This window comes from Streptomyces sp. NPDC020996, assembly GCF_040641355.1.
GTDB lineage: Bacteria > Actinomycetota > Actinomycetes > Streptomycetales > Streptomycetaceae > Streptomyces.
The window spans coordinates 57,922-76,179 of sequence record NZ_JBFADM010000029.1 but is presented as its reverse complement, the minus strand read 5'-3'; the positions used below and the strand labels follow the sequence as shown (position 1 = coordinate 76,179).

At 71.8% G+C, this 18,258-nt stretch carries 15 protein-coding genes; 8 read left to right on the top strand and 7 right to left on the bottom strand.

From position 1 onward, the window contains the following. Nucleotides 1-42 precede the first annotated feature (42 nt). Entirely contained in the window at nucleotides 43-1,038 is a 996-nt protein-coding gene (gene corA, locus AB0G63_RS20785) for a magnesium/cobalt transporter CorA (RefSeq protein WP_360752164.1), read from the bottom strand. Between the two features lie 62 nt (nucleotides 1,039-1,100). Between corA and AB0G63_RS20780 the strand changes: the two genes are divergently transcribed. The 5 genes from AB0G63_RS20780 to AB0G63_RS20760 all read left to right on the top strand — a co-directional run bounded on the left by AB0G63_RS20780 (nucleotide 1,101) and on the right by AB0G63_RS20760 (nucleotide 5,766). Further along, nucleotides 1,101-1,787: a histidine phosphatase family protein gene (locus AB0G63_RS20780; protein WP_360752161.1), complete on the top strand. Its 687-nt coding sequence runs from the start codon at nucleotides 1,101-1,103 to the stop codon at nucleotides 1,785-1,787. Between the two features lie 110 nt (nucleotides 1,788-1,897). Continuing rightward, a complete protein-coding gene (locus AB0G63_RS20775) occupies nucleotides 1,898-2,488 on the top strand; it encodes a DUF3090 domain-containing protein (protein ID WP_360752158.1) in 591 nt (196 codons plus the stop codon). Next, the gene (locus AB0G63_RS20770) at nucleotides 2,452-3,270 is read left to right on the top strand and encodes an SCO1664 family protein (protein WP_360752155.1); all 819 of its coding nucleotides are present in this window, start codon (nucleotides 2,452-2,454) and stop codon (nucleotides 3,268-3,270) included. Before AB0G63_RS20775 ends, AB0G63_RS20770 begins: the two co-directional genes overlap by 37 nt. A 94-nt stretch (nucleotides 3,271-3,364) precedes the next feature. Further along, nucleotides 3,365-4,594: a cysteine--1-D-myo-inosityl 2-amino-2-deoxy-alpha-D-glucopyranoside ligase gene (gene mshC, locus AB0G63_RS20765; protein WP_360752152.1), complete on the top strand. Its 1,230-nt coding sequence runs from the start codon at nucleotides 3,365-3,367 to the stop codon at nucleotides 4,592-4,594. A gap of 218 nt (nucleotides 4,595-4,812) precedes the next feature. Then, nucleotides 4,813-5,766 (top strand): superoxide dismutase, encoded by a 954-nt coding sequence (locus tag AB0G63_RS20760; RefSeq protein ID WP_360752150.1) that lies wholly within the window; start codon nucleotides 4,813-4,815, stop codon nucleotides 5,764-5,766. 91 nt (nucleotides 5,767-5,857) lie between these two features. On the opposite strand, the gene AB0G63_RS20755 is transcribed toward AB0G63_RS20760, so the two are convergent. The 6 genes from AB0G63_RS20755 to AB0G63_RS20730 all read right to left on the bottom strand — a co-directional run bounded on the left by AB0G63_RS20755 (nucleotide 5,858) and on the right by AB0G63_RS20730 (nucleotide 13,046). After that, complete coding sequence (locus AB0G63_RS20755; protein WP_360752147.1) at nucleotides 5,858-6,859, bottom strand: PAC2 family protein; 1,002 nt, start codon at nucleotides 6,857-6,859, stop codon at nucleotides 5,858-5,860. Nucleotides 6,860-7,001: 142 nt separating this feature from the next. After that, nucleotides 7,002-7,673 carry a FadR/GntR family transcriptional regulator gene (locus AB0G63_RS20750; RefSeq protein WP_360752144.1) on the bottom strand — a complete coding sequence of 224 codons (672 nt, stop codon included), beginning with the start codon at nucleotides 7,671-7,673 and terminating at the stop codon, nucleotides 7,002-7,004. 191 nt (nucleotides 7,674-7,864) lie between these two features. After that, nucleotides 7,865-9,481 (bottom strand): glycerol-3-phosphate dehydrogenase/oxidase, encoded by a 1,617-nt coding sequence (locus tag AB0G63_RS20745; protein ID WP_360752141.1) that lies wholly within the window; start codon nucleotides 9,479-9,481, stop codon nucleotides 7,865-7,867. A gap of 9 nt (nucleotides 9,482-9,490) precedes the next feature. Continuing rightward, nucleotides 9,491-11,050 carry a glycerol kinase GlpK gene (glpK, locus tag AB0G63_RS20740; protein WP_360752139.1) on the bottom strand — a complete coding sequence of 520 codons (1,560 nt, stop codon included), beginning with the start codon at nucleotides 11,048-11,050 and terminating at the stop codon, nucleotides 9,491-9,493. Between the two features lie 67 nt (nucleotides 11,051-11,117). Further along, nucleotides 11,118-11,912, bottom strand: a complete 795-nt coding sequence (locus AB0G63_RS20735) for an MIP/aquaporin family protein (RefSeq protein ID WP_360752137.1) — start codon at nucleotides 11,910-11,912, stop codon at nucleotides 11,118-11,120. Nucleotides 11,913-12,281: 369 nt separating this feature from the next. Then, on the bottom strand, nucleotides 12,282-13,046 hold the full coding sequence (locus AB0G63_RS20730) for an IclR family transcriptional regulator (RefSeq protein ID WP_360752134.1): 765 nt from the start codon (nucleotides 13,044-13,046) through the stop codon (nucleotides 12,282-12,284). A gap of 167 nt (nucleotides 13,047-13,213) precedes the next feature. Between AB0G63_RS20730 and AB0G63_RS20725 the strand changes: the two genes are divergently transcribed. The 3 genes from AB0G63_RS20725 to AB0G63_RS20715 all read left to right on the top strand — a co-directional run bounded on the left by AB0G63_RS20725 (nucleotide 13,214) and on the right by AB0G63_RS20715 (nucleotide 18,057). Then, nucleotides 13,214-13,528 carry a hypothetical protein gene (locus tag AB0G63_RS20725; RefSeq protein ID WP_360752132.1) on the top strand — a complete coding sequence of 105 codons (315 nt, stop codon included), beginning with the start codon at nucleotides 13,214-13,216 and terminating at the stop codon, nucleotides 13,526-13,528. Between the two features lie 76 nt (nucleotides 13,529-13,604). Next, nucleotides 13,605-17,117: a methionine synthase gene (metH, locus tag AB0G63_RS20720; RefSeq protein WP_360752130.1), complete on the top strand. Its 3,513-nt coding sequence runs from the start codon at nucleotides 13,605-13,607 to the stop codon at nucleotides 17,115-17,117. A 196-nt stretch (nucleotides 17,118-17,313) separates the two neighbouring features. Then, nucleotides 17,314-18,057, top strand: coding sequence for an HAD family phosphatase (locus tag AB0G63_RS20715; protein ID WP_360752127.1), 744 nt, complete (start codon nucleotides 17,314-17,316; stop codon nucleotides 18,055-18,057). Nucleotides 18,058-18,258 lie beyond the last annotated feature (201 nt).

Here is an 18,258-nt window from a genome sequence, read left to right as displayed (position 1 = left end):
CGGCCGGGACCCGCGCGGCCCGACCGGCCGGGCCCGCGCCCCCTAAAGCCAGCCCCGGTGCTTGAAGAGGCGGTAGAGCCCCACCTCCAGGGCCGCCATCACCAGGATCACGGCCGGATACGACCACACCCAGCGCAGCTCCGGCATGTGGTCGAAGTTCATGCCGTAGATCCCCGCGATCATCGTCGGGACCGCGGCCATGGCCGCCCACGCGGAGATCTTGCGCATGTCGTCGTTCTGCCGCACGCTCATCTGCGCCAGGTGCGCCGAAAGGATGTCCGACACCAGCCGGTCCAGGCCCTCCACCGACTCGTTCACGCGGGTGAGGTGGTCGCTCACGTCCCGGAAGAAGGGCCGTGCCTGCTCGTCGACGTAGGGCACCGTCGTGCCGAACGGTCCGGAGCCCGCCAGCCGGTTCAGCGGCAGCGCCAGCGGGCCGGTCGCCCGCCGGAACTCCAGGATCTGCCGCTTGAAGTCGTAGATGCGGGAGGCCGTGTGGCGCGATCCGCCGCCGTCCGGGGAGAAGACCTCCGCCTCCAGCTCCTCCAGATCGGTCTGCAGCTCCGTCGCCACGTCCAGGTAGTGGTCGACGACGGCGTCCGCGATCGCGTACAGCACCGCCGTCGGGCCCCGGCCCAGCATCTCCGGCTCGCGCTCCAGCCGGCGCCGTACGGCACCCAGCGGGGAGCCCTCGCCGTGACGGACGGTCACCACGAAGTGCTCGCCGAGGAAGACCATGACCTCACCGGTGGAGACCCGGTCGCTCTCGGCCTCGTAGACGACCGGCTTGAGCACCGCGAACAGGGAGTCGTCATACATCTCCAGCTTGGGCCGCTGATGGGCCTTCAGGGCGTCCTCGACCGCCAGCGGGTGCAGCGCGAACTCCTCGGTGACCAGGGAGAACTCCCTCTCCGACGGTTCGTGCAGCCCGATCCAGACGAACCCGCCCGCGGTACGCGCCTCCTCCAGGGCGTCGGAGAAGTCCTCGGGGCCCTCCTTGCGGTGCCCGTCGCGGTAGATGGCGCAGTCGACGATCACAGAGTGTCTTCTCCCGTCTCCCCGGGCCCGCCCCGGGCGGGCCTGCGCCTACCCTGGGCCGCATGCCCACGCTGATCCTGGTCCGGCACGGACGTTCCACCGCCAACACCGAGGGACTGCTCGCCGGCTGGACGCCCGGCGTCGCCCTCGACGAACGCGGCGCCGCGCAGGCCGCCGCGCTGCCCGGACGGCTCGCCGAGCTGCCCCTGACCGAAGCGGTGAGCAGCCCGCTGCAGCGCTGCCGGGAAACCCTCCGGCCGCTGCTTCAGGCCCGTCCCGAGCTCACCGTCCACACCGACGAGCGGATCGGCGAGTGCCACTACGGCGACTGGTCCGGCCGCAAACTCGCCGAGCTCAAGGACGAGCCGCTGATGGAGGTCGTGCAGGCGCACCCGAGCGCCGCCGCGTTCCCCGGCGGCGAGTCCATGCGCGCGATGCAGACGCGCGCCGCCGAAGCGGTGCGCGAATGGAACGCGCGCGTGGAACGCGACCACGGACCCGACGCCGTCTACGTCATGTGCTCGCACGGCGACATCATCAAGTCGCTCGTCGCGGACGCGCTCGGACTTCATCTCGACCTCTTCCAGAGGATTTCCGTTGAACCGTGTTCCATCACCGCGATCCGTTACACCCGTCTGAGGCCGTTCCTCGTCCGCCTCGGCGACACCGGCGACTTCACGTCCCTGGTGCCGCGCGAGGAGCCGCCGGCCGACGACGCTCCGGTCGGGGGCGGTGCGGGCGCACCGTGATCGTCGGGCGCAGTAGGGTGAAGCGGTCGTGACAGCGCCGCACCCGCCCGCAGCCGTGCGGCTCGTGCCGCGACCGGTCCCCAAGCCGATCCAGATCCAGGAGACAGGACGTGTCCCGTCAGGTGTTCCTCTACGACCCGCCGGACCGTTTCGTGGCCGGTACGGTCGGACTGCCCGGGCGCCGTACGTTCTTCCTCCAGGCCACCGCCGGCCCCCGGACGACCAGCGTGGCCCTGGAGAAGACCCAGGTGGCCGCCCTCGCGGAGCGGATGGACGAACTGCTCGACGAAGTCGTGCGCCGCAGCGGCGGCAGCGCCGCGGTCCCGGCCGTGGCGCCCGCCGAGGTGGCCGACACCGGCCCCCTCGACACGCCGATCGAGGAGGAGTTCCGGGTCGGCACCATGGCCCTCGCCTGGGACGGCGAGGAACAGCGCATGATCGTCGAGGCGCAGGCCCTCGTGGAACTCGACGCGGAGTCCGAGGAGGACCTCGCCGAGGCCGAGGAGCGGCTGCTGCAGGACGAGGAGAACGGGCCCCCGATGCTGCGGGTCCGGCTGACCGGCGCGCAGGCCAGGGCCTTCGCCAAACGCGCCCTCGACGTCGTCAACGCCGGGCGGCCGCCGTGCCCGCTGTGCAGCCTCCCGCTCGACCCGGAAGGACACGTATGTCCGCGCCAGAACGGATACCGCCGCGGAGCGTGACCGCGGCCGAGCTGCTCAGCCGCGGTGAGCTGACGGTGCGCGGGCAGATCCGGGACGCATCCAACGCCGTGCTGTACTGCTCCGTCACCCACGAGGGCCAGGAGGCCTTCTGCGTGTACAAGCCGGTCCGCGGGGAGCGCCCGCTGTGGGACTTCCCCGACGGCACCCTGGCCCAGCGCGAGGTGGCCGCGTACGAGGTGTCCGAGGCCACCGGATGGGGCCTGGTGCCGACCACCGTGCTGCGCGACGGCCCCTTCGGCGAGGGCATGTGCCAGTTGTGGATCGAGGGCGAGCCCGGGGACGGGCTGCTGGCCCTGGTGGACGGCGAGGAGCCGGAGGACGGCTGGAAGGCCATCGGCTTCGCGGAGGCCGAGGACGGCAGGACCGCCCTGCTCGTGCACGCCGACGACGAGCGCCTGCGGCGGCTGGCCGTCCTCGACGCGGTCATCAACAACGCCGACCGCAAGGGCGGCCACCTGCTGCCCGCCGCCGGGGGCCGCCTCTACGGCATCGACCACGGGGTGACCTTCAACACCGAGAACAAGCTGCGCACGCTGCTGTGGGGCTGGGCGGGCGAGCCGCTGACCCCCGAGGCGCTCGACGTCCTGGCGAACCTGCGAAAGGCCCTGGACGGCGCCGGGACGCTGGCGCGGAAGCTGGCCGGGCTGATCACCCCCGCCGAGCTGGACGCCACACGCGCGCGAGTGGACGCCCTCCTGGAGTCGGGCCGGCACCCGGAGCCGAGCGGGGAGTGGCCGGCCATTCCGTGGCCGCCCGTCTGACAGCACACCGGCCGGTACCGCGCAAGAGCGCCTTTTCGGTCATCCGGTCGGGTCCGGTTCGTATGCGGAACATCCGTCCGGTTACGCTCATGTCATGCATGCCTGGCCCGCTTCCGAGGTCCCCGCCCTGCCTGGTCAGGGCCGCGACCTGAGGATCCACGACACCGCGACCGGCGGCCTCGTCACCCTCGACCCCGGTCCCGTCGCCCGTATCTACGTCTGCGGCATCACCCCGTACGACGCGACCCACATGGGTCACGCGGCGACCTACAACGCGTTCGACCTCGTGCAGCGCGTGTGGCTCGACACCAAGCGGCAGGTGCACTACGTCCAGAACGTCACCGACGTCGACGACCCGCTGCTGGAGCGGGCGCAGCGCGACGGACTCGACTGGGTCGCCCTCGCCGAGCGGGAGACGGCCCTCTTCCGCGAGGACATGGCCGCCCTGCGGATGCTCCCGCCGCGGCACTACATAGGCGCCGTCGAGGCCATACCGGGCATCGTGCCCCTGGTGGAGCGGCTGCGCGAGCTCGGCGCGGCCTACGACCTCGAGGGCGACATCTACTTCTCCGTCGAGTCCGACCCCCACTTCGGCGAGGTCTCCCGGCTCGACGCGGCCGCCATGCGGCTGCTGTCCGCCGAGCGCGGCGGCGACCCCGACCGGCCGGGCAAGAAGAACCCGCTCGACCCGATCCTGTGGATGGCCGCCCGTGACGGCGAGCCGAGCTGGGACGGCGGCTCCCTCGGACCCGGCCGGCCCGGCTGGCACATCGAGTGCGTCGCCATCGCCCTCGACCACCTCGGCATGGGCTTCGACGTCCAGGGCGGCGGCTCCGACCTCGCCTTCCCGCACCACGAGATGGGCGCCTCCCACGCCCAGGTGCTGACCGGCGAGTTCCCGATGGCCAAGGCCTACGTCCACGCCGGCATGGTCGCCCTCGACGGCGAGAAGATGTCCAAGTCCAAGGGCAACCTGGTCTTCGTCTCACAGCTGCGCCGGGACGGGGTCGACCCCGCCGCCGTCCGGCTCGCGCTGCTCGCCCACCACTACCGGTCCGACTGGGAGTGGACCGACCGGGTGCTCCAGGACGCCGTGGCCCGGCTCGGGCGCTGGCGGGCCGCCGTGTCCCGGCCCGACGGCCCGCCCGCCGACGCCCTCGTCGAGGAGATCCGCGAGGCCCTCGCCGACGACCTCGACGCCCCGTCCGCGCTCGCCGCGGTGGACCGCTGGGTGGCCCGGCAGGAGCGTGAGGGCGGCACCGACACCGGCGCCCCCGGCATCGTGTCGCGTGCCGTGGACGCCCTGATGGGCGTGGCGCTGTAACGACGACGGGGCGCGACGCCCACACCCCGGCGGCCGGGTCCTGCGAGGACCCGGCCGCCGAGCCCGTGCGGCGTCCGCCGCCGGTCCCCGTCGACCGCGATCCCGGCAAATCGCTGCGCGCCGGGGGCCATGTGATGGGGTGAGGGCGTCTGTTGACCGTTCGGCCGGCCCAGGGCCTGTTGCGAAGGTCCCGCCGGCCCCTGGCAGAAGGACGCACCGTGGCACCCACCGAACGTTCCTTCGCACGTCGAAGACTCCTCACCGGCGCGGCCGCCCTCACGGGAGCGACACTCCTCGGCCCCACCGCGCACGCGGCCGACAAGGGCCGCAGCGCCTGGCCGGACCGCTTCTCCCTGCCGCAGGGCTTCCAGCCCGAAGGCATCACCATCGGCTCCCGCCCGTACGCCTGGTTCGGCTCGCTCGCGAACGGCGACGTCTACCGCGCGAGCCTCGCCACCGGCCGCGGCGCGGTGATCGCCAAGGGCCTCGGCGCGGACCACCCCACCGTCGGCCTCAAGATCGGCCCCCGCGGCAGGCTCTTCCTGAGCGGCGGCGTCAGCGGCGAACTGCGCACCGTCGACGCCCGCTCGGGCGAGACCGAGAAGGTGTACGACGTCGACGGCCTGTTCGTGAACGACGTGATCCTCACGCCGGACGCCGCCTGGTTCACCGACTCCTACCGGGCCGTGCTGTACAAGCTGCTCCTCGACCGGCACGGTGCGCCGGGAGCCGTCGAGACCGTGCCGCTCACCGGCGACTGGGTCCAGGGCGCCGACTTCACCGCCAACGGCATCGAACGCACCCCGGACGGCAGCGCGCTGCTCGTGGTCAACACCGTCGCGGACGGCGGCGGCCTGATGCGCGTCGACCCCCGCACCGGCGTGGCCCGTGCCGTCGACCTCGGCGCGGCGAGACTCCCGAACGGCGACGGCCTGCTGCTCCTGGGCAGCACCCTCTACGCAGTCCAGCAGCAGCAGAACGCGATCGACGTCTTCCGGCTGGACGCGGCCGGCACCCGGGGCACGGCCATCGCCCGCATCACCGACCCGCGCTTCCGCATCCCCACCACGGTCGCGGCGTGGGGCGACCGCCTGTACCTGCCCAACGCGCGCTTCGACGTGGAGCCGGCACCGGACACCGAGTACGACGTGGTGGCGGTGCGGCAGGTGTAGGACACCCTGCCGGGCACGACGAGGGCGGTGCGCGTCACGCGCACCGCCCTCACCGTTCGGTCCTGTCGGCCCTGCCGTCCGGTTCTCCCGGTCAGTCCTCCGAGGAGTCCCCGTCGTCCCGGTCCGCCTCCGCGTCGGTGTCGGCGTCCGTCCCGGCCTCCGGCTTCGGCGGCTTCGGCGACGTCGTGCGGCCGCCGGGCCGCTCCCGCCGGTAGGAGGCGCCGTCGCCGCCGTCCGCCCCGGCGGGGCCGGCTCCGTCCCTGCGCCGCAGGTAGCGCTCGAACTCGCGGGCGATCGCCTCGCCCGACGCCTCCGGCAGCTCCGCGGTGTCCCGGGCCTCCTCCAGCGTCTGGACGTACTCGGCGACCTCGCTGTCCTCGGCGGCCAGCTGGTCCACCCCGACCTGCCAGGCGCGCGAGTCCTCGGGCAGCTCGCCCAGCGGGATGCGCACGTCGATCAGGTCCTCGAGACGGTTGAGCAGGGCCAGCGTCGCCTTCGGGTTCGGCGGCTGCGAGACGTAGTGCGGCACCGCGGCCCACAGGCTCACGGCGGGCACGCCCGCGTGCGTGCACGCCTCCTGCAGGACACCGACGATGCCCGTCGGGCCCTCGTACTTGGTCTCCTCCAGGTCCATGCGGCGGGCGAGGTCCGGATCGGACGTGGTCCCGCTGATCGGGACCGGACGCGTGTGCGGGGTGTCGCCGAGCAGGGCGCCCAGGATGACCACGAGCTCCACGCCCAGCTCGTGCGCGAAGCCCAGCAGTTCGTTGCAGAACGAGCGCCAGCGCATCGACGGCTCGATGCCCCGGACGAGCACGAGATCGCGCGGCTTGTCACCGCCGACGCGGACGACGGACAGTCTCGTCGTCGGCCACGTGATCTTGCGCACTCCGGCGTCCATCCACACCGTGGGCCGGTTCACCTGGAAGTCGTAGTAGTCCTCGGCGTCCAGCGCCGCGAACACCTCGCCCTTCCACTCCCTGTCCAGGTGCGCGACCGCGGTGGAAGCGGCGTCGCCGGCATCGTTCCAGCCCTCGAACGCGGCCACCATGACCGGGTCGATCAGCTCGGGAACCCCCTCGAGCTCGATCACCCAGTGCCTCCTTCCGACGTGCCCTCGCCTGACCACCCAACCTTACGGCGTCCGGCGGGGGCGTCCGCAGCCCCCGTGCACGGGGGAGTGAACGGATCACTGCCCCGATCACCACCCCGGAACACCCGTCGCCACCCGCCCCTCACAGGGTCGACCGCAGCCACTGCTCCACGCTCGCGATGTGCACGGTCGCCCAGGAGCGGGCCGTCTCCGCGTCGCGGTCGCGCAGGGCCGTCAGGATCGCCCGGTGCTCGTGCAGGGTGCGGCTGACCGCGTCCTGCTGGGTCAGCCCGCGCCAGATCCGGGCCCGGGTGGTCGGCCCGGACAGGCCGTCGAGCAGGGAGCAGAGCACCGAGTTGCCGGCGCCCTGCACGATGCTCCGGTGGAACTCGAGGTCGCTCGCGACCAGGTCCTCCACCGACGGGTTGTCACCGAGTTCGTCCAACTGGGCGGACAGCGCGTCCAGTTGCTGCTCGCTGATGCGGGAGGCGGCCATCGCCGTGGCGGCGGGTTCCAGGATGCGGCGCACGGCCAGGAACTCCAGGACCGTGTCGTCCCGGTGGAAGTCGACGACGAAGCTCATCGCCTCCAGCAGCAGCTGCGGGTCGAGGCTGGTGACGTACGTGCCGTCGCCCTGCCGCACGTCCAGGATCCGGATGAGCGACAGCGCCCGCACGGCCTCCCGGAGAGAGTTGCGGGACAGCCCGAGTTCGGCGGCGAGTTCGCTCTCCTTGGGCAGCCGGTCCCCGGGGCGCAGCGCGCCGGAGACGATCATGTCCTTGATCTTCTCGATCGCCTCGTCGGTGACTGCCATGCCCGGCCTCCCTGTGGTTCCGCTCGCCCTCGAGACATCGGATGTCTCAGGGTCAAGTATGCGGTCCCGCAGACCCGGCCGGACGCCGAACGATCAAGCCGGCGAAGGGACGGGGCGAAGGGCCGGCGAAGAGGCGAAGAAGGGGACCCCGCCCGCGAGGCCCCCTTCGCCGTCCGCCGTCGGTCCGCCGCCTACTTCTCGTCGAGCAGCGCCCGCACCTTCGCGCGCACGTCGTCCGTTGCCAGGCCGCGGATCGTCAGCGTGGTGCGGCGCCGCAGCACGTCGTCCGCCGTCTCGGCCCACTCGTGGTCCCGGGCGTAGACGACCTGCGCCCAGATCTCCGGGGCGTCCGGGTGGACGCGCTCGCCCAGCTCCGGCCGCTCGTTGGCGAGGCGGGCGATGTCGAAGGCCAGCGAGCCGTAGTGGGTGGCCAGGTGCCGGGCGGTGTCGGCGGCCATGCGCGGACCCGGCGCCGGACGGTCCACCAGCAGCCGGTGCGCGACCGCGCGCGGGTTCGCCACCCCCGGCAGCGGCAGCCGCCTCGGCAGGGACGCGACCGGCTCGAAGCCGTCGCCCAGCGGGTGACCGGGCAGCTCCTGGAGCTTCTTCATCACCGTGCGGCCGATGTGCCGGAACGTCGTCCACTTGCCGCCCGCGACGGACAGCATGCCGCCCCGGCCCTCGGTGACGACCGTCTCCCGCTTGGCCTTCGCCGTGTCGCCGGGCCCGCCCGGCAGCACGCGCAGACCCGCGAAGGCGTACGTGATCAGGTCACGGTCGAGCTGCTGGTCCCGGACGGAGAACGCGGCCTCGTCCAGGATCTGGGCCATGTCCTTGTCGGTCACCGCGACGTCCGCCGGATCGCCCTCGAACTCCTCGTCGGTGGTGCCGAGCAGCAGCATGTCCTCCCACGGGAGGGCGAAGGTGATGCGGTACTTGTCGATCGGGGTGGCCAGCGCGGCCTTCCACGGGGAGGTGCGCTTGAGGACCAGGTGCGCGCCCTTCGACAGCCGGATCGACGGGGCGGCCTTCGGGTCCTCCATGCGGCGCAGGTGGTCCACCCACGGGCCGGTGGCGTTGAGCACGAGGCGGGCGTCCACCCCGAACTCGTCCCCGGACAGTCGGTCGCGCAGCTCCGCGCCCGTCACCCGGCCCCGGGTGAAGCGCAGGCCGGTGACCTCGGCGTGGTTGAGCACCACCGCGCCCGACTCGACGGCCGCGCGGACCGTCATCAGCGCCATGCGCGCGTCGTTCATCTGGTCGTCGCCGTACACGGCCACGGCCTTGAGGTTCTCGGTGCGCAGCTCGGGCACGTCCTGCGCCGCCCGCGCGGGGCTGAGCAGGTGGCCGACGCCGTCCCCGAACGCCGACAGCATCGAGTACGCGAACACGCCGGCCCCGAGCTTCGCGGCGCCGTGCGGCCCGCCCTTGTACACGGGGAGGTAGAAGGTGAGCGGGTTCGCCAGATGGGGGGCCACCTGGCGGGAGACCGCACGGCGCTCGAAGTGGTTCTCCGCCACCAGCTTCACCGCGCCGGTCTGCAGGTAGCGCAGCCCGCCGTGGAGCAGCTTGGAGGAGGCGGACGACGTGGCGCCGGCGAAGTCGCCGGCGTCGACCAGGGCCACCCTGAGGCCGGACTGCGCGGCGTGCCAGGCGGTGGAGATGCCCAGGATGCCGCCGCCGATCACGAGAAGGTCGTACGACGCCCTGGCGAGCTGCTCCCGGGTCTCGGCTCGGCTCGGGTTCGCGCCGGACGCCGGGCGCGTCCCCAGGGCAGGCACGGACTGCAGGGTGGACTGAGTGGTCATGTCGGGTTCTTACTCCTCGTCCTCGAGCCAGCCCATGGTCCGCTCGACGGCCTTGAGCCAGCTCTTGTACTCACGGTCGCGGGTCTCCGCGTCCATGCGGGGGGTCCACTCGGCGGCCCGGCGCCAGTTGGCGCGCAGGTCGTCGGTGCTGGTCCAGAAGCCGACGGCGAGGCCGGCGGCGTAGGCGGCGCCGAGGCAGGTGGTCTCGGCGACCATCGGGCGCACCACTGGCGCGTCCAGGACATCCGCGAGGGTCTGCATCAGCAGGTTGTTGGAGGTCATGCCGCCGTCGACCTTGAGGGCCGTCAGCTCGACGCCGGAGTCCTTCGTCATCGCGTCGCTGATCTCGCGGGTCTGCCAGGCGGTGGCCTCCAGGACGGCGCGCGCCAGGTGCGCCTTGGTGACGTACCGGGTCAGGCCGGCGATCACACCGCGGGCGTCGGGGCGCCAGTACGGGGCGAACAGGCCGGAGAAGGCCGGCACGAAGTAGGCGCCGCCGTTGTCCTCGACCGACAGCGCGAGCGTCTCGATCTCGGCCGCGGTGGAGATCAGGCCCATCTGGTCGCGCATCCACTGCACCAGCGAACCGGTGACGGCGATCGAGCCCTCCAGGGCGTAGACCGGGCTCTGGTCGCCGATCCGGTAGCCGACCGTGGTCAGCAGGCCGGAGTAGGAGTTGATGATCTTCTCGCCGGTGTTCATCAGCATGAAGGTGCCGGTGCCGTACGTCGACTTCGCCTCGCCCTCGGAGAAGCAGGTCTGGCCGAACAGGGCCGCCTGCTGGTCGCCGAGCGCGGAGGCGACCGGGATGCCGCCGAGCAGCTCGCCCAGCTTGCCGCCGGTGATCTCGCCGTACACCTCGGCCGAGGAGCGGATCTCCGGGAGCATGGCCATCGGGACGCCGATGGACTCGCAGATCTTGGGGTCCCACTCCAGGGTGTGGAGGTTCATCAGCAGGGTGCGGGAGGCGTTGGTGACGTCGGTGACGTGCCGGCCGCCGTCCACGCCGCCGGTCAGGTTCCAGATGACCCAGCTGTCCATGGTGCCGAAGAGGATGTCGCCCGCCTCGGCGCGCTCGCGCAGGCCGTCGACGTGGTCGAGCAGCCAGCGGGCCTTCGGGCCGGCGAAGTAGGAGGCCAGCGGCAGGCCGGTCTCGCGGCGGAAGCGGTCCTGGCCGACGTTGCGGCCGAGTTCCTTGCACAGGGCGTCGGTGCGGGTGTCCTGCCAGACGAGGGCGTTGTGGACGGGCTCACCGGTGTTCTTGTCCCACAGCAGCGTGGTCTCGCGCTGGTTGGTGATGCCGATGGCCTTGATGTCGTCGCGGGTGATGCCGGCCTTCCCGATGGCTCCGGCGACGACCTCCTGGACGTTGGTCCAGATCTCGGTGGCGTCGTGCTCCACCCAGCCCGGCTTCGGGAAGATCTGCTCGTGCTCCTTCTGGTCGACGGAGACGATGCGGCCGTCGCGGTCGAAGACGATGCAGCGGGAGGAGGTCGTGCCCTGGTCGATGGCGGCGATGAAGGGGCCGTGGCCGTGGGACGAGATGCCGGCGGTGTGGGCGTCGGTCACTGTGTGCTCCTGGAAGGTCCGTGGTCGGGGGGCTGCGCGTACGGCACGCGCTGGAGGTCCGGTGTGTCTAGGCGAAGGCGGCGTTGTAGATGCCGGCGGCTGTCGCGCCGCCGATCAGCGGGCCGACCACCGGGACCCAGGCGTAGCTCCAGTCGGAACCGCCCTTGTTGGGAAGGGGCAGCAGCGCGTGCACGATACGCGGGCCGAGGTCGCGGGCGGGGTTGATGGCGTAGCCGGTCGGGCCGCCGAGGGACAGGCCGATCGAGACCACGACGAGCGCGGTGATCAGCGCGCCCAGGGTGCCGAGGCCCTTCCCGCTGTCGTTGAGGCCCTGCGTCAGGACGGCGAGGACCAGCACGATCGTGCCGATGATCTCCGTCGCGAGGTTCTGCACCGCGTTGCGGATCTCCGGACCGGTGGAGAAGACGCCGAGCACCGGGCCGGCGCCCTTCTCCTGCGCCTCCACGGCCTTGGCCGCGGTGGCCTGCGCCCCGGGACCGCCGACGATCTCCCGGTCGGTGAGATGGGCGTGGAACTGCCCGTAGTAGGCGATCCAGACCAGCGTCGCGCCGATCATGGCGCCCAGCAGCTGTCCGGCCCAGTAGGCCGGGACGTCGCTCCAGTCGCCGTCCTTGATGGCGAGCGCGAGCGTGACGGCCGGGTTCAGGTGGGCGCCGGACAGGGGCGCCGAGGTGTAGACCGCGGTGAGCACGGCGAAGCCCCACCCTAAGGCGATGGCGAGCCAGCCGGCGTTGCGGGCTTTGGAGGCCTTCAGCGTGACGGCGGCGCAGACGCCGCCGCCGAGCAGGATGAGTACGGCGGTACCGATGGTCTCGCCGATGAAGATGTCGGAGCTGGACACCCGCGACTCCTTTGTCCTTCGTCCAGGGAAGCCGGAACCCCGGGGTCCCTCCGGGGGTTCGGCGCCCTCGGGGGTGAGAGCGATGCCGGCCCTTGGCGTTGTCACACTCTAGCGTGAATTGCCGGTAGGTGTTCGACAATGCCGACCGCTGGACGGGAGTCTCGCTGTGGGGTCGCGTGTGCGTCAATAGTTCGTTTACCGAAAATGTGATCGTTACTCATTGTCGTGAGCTGTCGATCTTCCTGGTCAGTGCCCACGACGGGGCATACGGGCGCGCGTGACGGTCAGGAAGTTTGCCGCTTTTGTCGGCACATGTCGATGGCCGGAACGCCCCCCGGCATTCCGGCCGCCGTTCGCATCCCGCGCCGGTCAGAACCGCCCGGCGCCCAGATCCCGCGACACCGCACGCGCGCAGTCCCGCACCGCCGCGATCAGCTCCGGCCGCAGCTCGCCGTCCCGGCACAGCCGCTCCACCGCGCCCGTGATGCCGACCGCGCCCACCGGCATGCGCCGCCGGTCGTGGATGGGCGCGGCGATGGCCGCCACGCCCTCCCAGGTCTCCTCGACGTCCGCCGCGTAGCCACGCGCGCGCGTGATGTCGAGGATGTGCTCGAAGCCCTCCAGGTCGCACACGGTGCGCTCGGTGAAGGCCTTGCGGTCGGCCTCCAGCGCCTCGCTGTGCGCGACCGGGTCGTACGCCGACAGCACCTTGCCCAGCGCCGTGGAGTGCAGCGGCTGCATCGCCCCGATCTCCAGCACCTGCCGGCTGTCGTCGGGCCGGAAGACGTGGTGCACGACCAGCACGCCGTGCTGGTGCAGGACTCCCAGGTAGACGCTCTCGCCGCTGGAGCGGGCCAGGTCGTCCGTCCACACCAGGGCCCGCGCCCGCAGCTCGTGCACATCCAGATAGGTGGTGCCCAGGCGCAGCAGCTCCGCCCCCAGCTGATAGCGCCCCGACGCCTCGTCCTGCTCGACGAAGCCCTCCTGCTGCAGGGTGCGCAGAATGCCGTGCGCGGTGCCCTTGGCGAGGCCCAGCGAGGAGGCGATGTCCGACAGGCCGAGGCGTCGCTCACCGCCCGCGAGGAGCCGCAGCATCGCGGCCGCCCGTTCGAGCGACTGGATGTTCCGTGCCATCGCCGTGCTGCCTCCGTCCCCTTCGACCGTCGCCGTGCGAGGTCGCCGCCACTGTTCGGCAATGTCGAACACTACCGGTCGATGCCGACCTCCCGCTAATGGTCGGTCAACACCTGTTGCGTCACTCGTATCCCGCCGGTGCCCCGCCCGTCATCCTCGTCCGTCTCGTGGACGCCCCGACCGCCGGGGCGGACGGACCGCCCGTGCACGGCCAGGTCACCCGGGCGGTCGTCCGCCCGTGCGCCGCCCCGGTCACCCGGGCGGTCGTCCTCGCGGTCGCCCCGGCCTCCCGGGCGGTCGTCCTCGCGGTCGCCCCGGCCTCCCGGGCGGTCGTCCTCGCGGTCGCCCCGGCCTCCCGGGCGGTCGTCCTCGCGGTCGCCCCGGCCTCCCGGGCGGTCTCCTCGCGGCCGCCCCCGGTCACCCGGGCGGTCGTCCGTCTCGTGGACGCCCCGACCGCCGGACGGCCGACCCGGTTACTCTGACGTGGTGCGCCCGCCGCGGAGAGTTCCGCGGGCGGACGCAAAGCCGACAGCCGTCGCACCTCAAGGGAGCCCCTTCATGGCCTCGTCGCCACCGACCCCTTCCGCCGACAGCCGGACCCGTGTGTCCGAACTCCGTGAGGCCCTGGCCACCCGTGTGGTGGTCGCCGACGGAGCGATGGGCACCATGCTCCAGGCCCAGGAGCCGACCCTGGAGGACTTCGAGAACCTCGAGGGGTGCAACGAGGTCCTCAACGTCACCCGGCCCGACATCGTCCGTTCGGTCCATGAGGCGTACTTCGCCGTGGGCGTCGACTGCGTCGAGACCAACACCTTCGGCGCCAACCACGCCGCCATGGCCGAGTACGAGATCGAAGGCCGCGTCTTCGAGCTGTCCGAAGCCGGCGCCCGCATCGCCCGCGAGGTGGCCGACGAGTTCACCGCCGGTGACGGCCGCCGCCGCTGGGTCCTGGGCTCGATCGGCCCCGGCACCAAGCTGCCGACCCTGGGACACGTCCCCTACACCACGCTCCGCGACGGCTTCCAGGCCAACGCCGAGGGACTTCTCGCCGGCGGCGCCGACGCCCTGATCGTCGAGACCACCCAGGACCTGCTCCAGACCAAGGCCTCCGTCCTGGGCGCCCGCCGCGCCATGCGGGCCGCCGGCGTCGAAGTGCCCCTGCTGTGCTCGATGGCCTTCGAGACGACCGGCACCATGCTCCTGGGCTCCGAGATCGGCGCCGCGCTCACCGCCCTGGAGCCGCTCGGCATCGACATGATCGGCCTGAACTGCTCCACCGGCCCCGCCGAGATGAGCGAGCACCTGCGCTACCTCGCCCGGCACTCCCGCATCCCGCTGCTGTGCATGCCGAACGCCGGCCTGCCCGTCCTCACCAAGGACGGCGCCCACTTCCCGCTCGACGCCGAGGGCCTCGCCGACGCGCAGCAGACCTTCGTCCGGGACTACGGCCTCTCCCTCGTCGGCGGCTGCTGCGGCACCACCCCCGAACACCTGCGCCAGGTCGTCGAGCGGGTCCGCGACCTCGCCCCCGCCGAACGCGCCCCGCAGCCCGAGCCCGGCGCCGCCTCCCTCTACCAGACGGTCCCCTTCCGCCAGGACACCTCCTACCTGGCGATCGGCGAGCGCACCAACGCCAACGGCTCCAAGAAGTTCCGCGAGGCCATGCTGGAGGGCCGCTGGGACGACTGCGTGGAGATGGCACGCGAGCAGATCCGCGAGGGCGCGCACATGCTCGACCTGTGCGTGGACTACGTCGGCCGCGACGGCGTCGCCGACATGGAGGAACTCGCCGGCCGCCTGGCCACCGCCTCCACCCTGCCGATCGTCCTGGACTCCACCGAGGTCGACGTCATCCGGGCCGGCCTGGAGAAGCTCGGCGGCCGCGCGGTCATCAACTCCGTCAACTACGAGGACGGCGACGGCCCCGAGTCCCGCTTCGCCCAGGTCACGCAGCTCGCCAAGGAGCACGGCGCCGCGCTGATCGCGCTGACCATCGACGAGGAGGGCCAGGCCCGCACAGCCCGGAAGAAGGTCGAGATCGCCGAACGGCTCATCGCCGACCTGACCGGCACCTGGGGCATCCACGAGTCGGACATCCTCATCGACTGTCTGACCTTCACCATCTGTACCGGCCAGGAGGAGTCCCGGGGGGACGGCGTCGCCACCATCGAGGCGATCCGCGAGCTCAAGCGCCGCCACCCGGACGTGCAGACCACCCTCGGCCTGTCGAACATCTCCTTCGGCCTCAACCCGGCCGCCCGCATCCTGCTCAACTCCGTCTTCCTGGACGAGTGCGTCAAGGCGGGCCTGGACTCGGCCATCGTGCACGCCTCCAAGATCCTGCCGATCGCCCGCTTCAGCGAGGAGGAGGTCACCACCGCCCTCGACCTCATCCACGACCGCCGCAGTGAGGGATACGACCCGCTGCAGAAGCTGATGGCCCTGTTCGAGGGCGCCACCGCCAAGTCCCTGAAGGCCGGAAAGGCCGAGGAACTGGCCGCGCTGCCGCTGGAGGAGCGCCTCAAGCGCCGCATCATCGACGGGGAGCGCAACGGCCTGGAGGCCGACCTCGACGCCGCGCTCCAGGACCGGCCCGCCCTCGACATCGTCAACGAGACACTGCTGGACGGCATGAAGACCGTCGGCGAGCTGTTCGGCTCCGGCCAGATGCAACTGCCGTTCGTCCTGCAGTCCGCCGAGGTCATGAAGGCGGCCGTCGCCCACCTCGAACCGCACATGGAGAAGACCGACGAGGCCGGCAAGGGCACCATCGTGCTGGCCACCGTGCGCGGCGACGTGCACGACATCGGCAAGAACCTGGTCGACATCATCCTGTCCAACAACGGCTACAACGTCGTCAACCTCGGCATCAAGCAGCCGGTCTCCGCGATCCTGGAGGCGGCCGAGGAGCACAAGGCCGACGTCATCGGCATGTCCGGGCTCCTGGTCAAGTCCACCGTGATCATGAAGGAGAACCTGGAGGAGCTCAACCAGCGCGGCCTGGCCGCCACTTACCCGGTCATCCTCGGCGGCGCCGCCCTCACCCGGGCGTACGTCGAGCAGGACCTGCACGAGCTGTACGAGGGCGAAGTCCGCTACGCCCGCGACGCATTCGAGGGACTGCGCCTGATGGACGCCCTCATCGGCGTCAAGCGGGGCGTACCCGGCGCGAAACTGCCCGAGCTGAAGCAGCGCCGGGTACGCGCGGCCACCGTCGAGGTGGAGGAACGGCCGGAGGAGGGCCACGTCCGCTCGGACGTCGCCACCGACAACCCCGTCCCCACCCCGCCCTTCTGGGGCACCCGCGTCATCAAGGGCATCCAGCTCAAGGAATACGCGAGCTGGCTGGACGAGGGCGCGCTGTTCAAGGGCCAGTGGGGTCTGAAGCAGGCCCGCTCCGGCGAGGGACCCACGTACGGGGAACTCGTCGAGAGCGAGGGCAGGCCGCGGCTGCGCGGCCTGCTGGACCGGCTCCAGACGGAGAACCTGCTGGAAGCGGCCGTCGTCTACGGCTACTTCCCCTGCGTCTCCAAGGACGACGACCTCATCGTCCTGGACGAACAGGGCAACGAGCGCACCCGCTTCACCTTCCCCCGCCAGCGCCGCGGCCGCCGGCTGTGCCTGGCCGACTTCTTCCGCCCGGAGGAATCGGGCGAGACGGACGTCGTCGGATTCCAGGTCGTCACCGTCGGCTCCCGCATCGGCACGGAGACAGCCCGCATGTTCGAGGCGAACGCCTACCGCGACTACCTCGAACTGCACGGCCTGTCCGTGCAGTTGGCCGAAGCGCTCGCCGAGTACTGGCACGCGCGCGTCCGCGGCGAACTCGGCTTCGCGGGCGAGGACCCGAGCGACATCGAGGACATGTTCGCCCTCAAGTACCGGGGCGCCCGTTTCTCCCTCGGCTACGGCGCCTGCCCGAACCTGGAGGACCGCGCCAAGATCGCCGACCTGCTCCAGCCGGAGCGCATCGGCGTCCACCTGTCCGAGGAGTTCCAGCTGCACCCCGAGCAGTCCACGGACGCGATCGTGATCCACCACCCGGAGGCGAAGTACTTCAACGCCCGCTGACCGGCCCCGCCGGGGCCGCACCGGCACACACCGGGACCACCCCCGGCCGCACTGCCGGTGTGCCCCGGCACACCCGTTTCAAACGAGGCGCTTCGCCCGCCACAGTCGTACACTGGTCGGTCCACCGCAGGCCGGTTGCTCACCTTTGCGAAAAAGGGGCAGCCGGCCTGATCGTCCCTCAAGGAGGTGCGCCCGGATGACCAGTACGGTCCCCGCGCCCGGAACCCTTCCCCAAGCCCTCGGCTCCGCTCGAGCAAGACAGACCCCGACGGCCCAGAACCCGGGCTCAGCCCTGCAGGCCGTGCTCCTGGACATGGACGGAACCCTGGTGGACACCGAGGGGTTCTGGTGGGACGTCGAGCTGGAGGTCTTCGCCCGCCTCGGTCACACCCTGGACGACTCCTGGCGCCACGTCGTGGTCGGCGGCCCCATGACACGCAGCGCGGGCTTCCTCATCGAAGCCACCGGCGCCGACATCGACCTCGCCGAACTCACGGTCCTGCTCAACCAGGGGTTCGAGGAGCGCATCGCCGACGCCCTGCCGCTGATGCCGGGCGCCGCCCGGCTGCTCGCCGAACTCACCGAGTACGCGGTCCCCACCGCCCTGGTCTCCGCGTCCCACCGGCGCATCATCGACCGCGTCCTCGGCTCGCTCGGCTCCCACCACTTCGGGCTGTCCGTCGCCGGCGACGAGGTGCGGCGCACCAAGCCCCACCCCGATCCGTACCTGGTCGCGGCAGCCGGACTGGGCGTGGACCCGACCAGATGCGCGGTCGTGGAGGACACCGCGACCGGCGTCGCCGCAGCCGAGGCCGCGGGCTGCCACGTGGTGGCCGTGCCGTCGGTCGCCCCCATCGCGCCCGCCGAGCGGCGCACGGTCGTCTCCTCCCTGGAAGCGGTCGACCTGGCCTTCCTGCGCGGCCTGATGCCCACCCGCTGACGCGGGCGCGCAAGAGCGTTCACCCTGAGTCCTCAGACGTTGGCGGATGACCGAATTCCGCTCCCTCGTACAATGTTTGACCATGTGAGGTTCCCCACTCGCCAGGCGGTCGACAAGGCGGCCGAGGTGTGCTGTTCACCCCCATTCGGGGGTGTCCGGCGTGCCCTTGTGTCCTGATTGGTGGAACGCTGCACGAATCCT

Bases quoted from the DNA above. Each gene is read 5' to 3' on its own strand.
- AB0G63_RS20770 (WP_360752155.1), top strand. From the start codon at position 2,452: ATGTCCGCGCCAGAACGGATACCGCCGCGGAGCGTGACCGCGGCCGAG.
- AB0G63_RS20750 (WP_360752144.1), bottom strand. From the start codon at position 7,673: ATGGCAGTCACCGACGAGGCGATCGAGAAGATCAAGGACATGATCGTC.
- AB0G63_RS20780 (WP_360752161.1), top strand. From the start codon at position 1,101: ATGCCCACGCTGATCCTGGTCCGGCACGGACGTTCCACCGCCAACACC.
- AB0G63_RS20745 (WP_360752141.1), bottom strand. From the start codon at position 9,481: ATGACCACTCAGTCCACCCTGCAGTCCGTGCCTGCCCTGGGGACGCGC.
- AB0G63_RS20715 (WP_360752127.1), top strand. From the start codon at position 17,314: ATGACCAGTACGGTCCCCGCGCCCGGAACCCTTCCCCAAGCCCTCGGC.
- AB0G63_RS20730 (WP_360752134.1), bottom strand. From the start codon at position 13,046: ATGGCACGGAACATCCAGTCGCTCGAACGGGCGGCCGCGATGCTGCGG.
- mshC (WP_360752152.1), top strand. From the start codon at position 3,365: ATGCATGCCTGGCCCGCTTCCGAGGTCCCCGCCCTGCCTGGTCAGGGC.
- metH (WP_360752130.1), top strand. From the start codon at position 13,605: ATGGCCTCGTCGCCACCGACCCCTTCCGCCGACAGCCGGACCCGTGTG.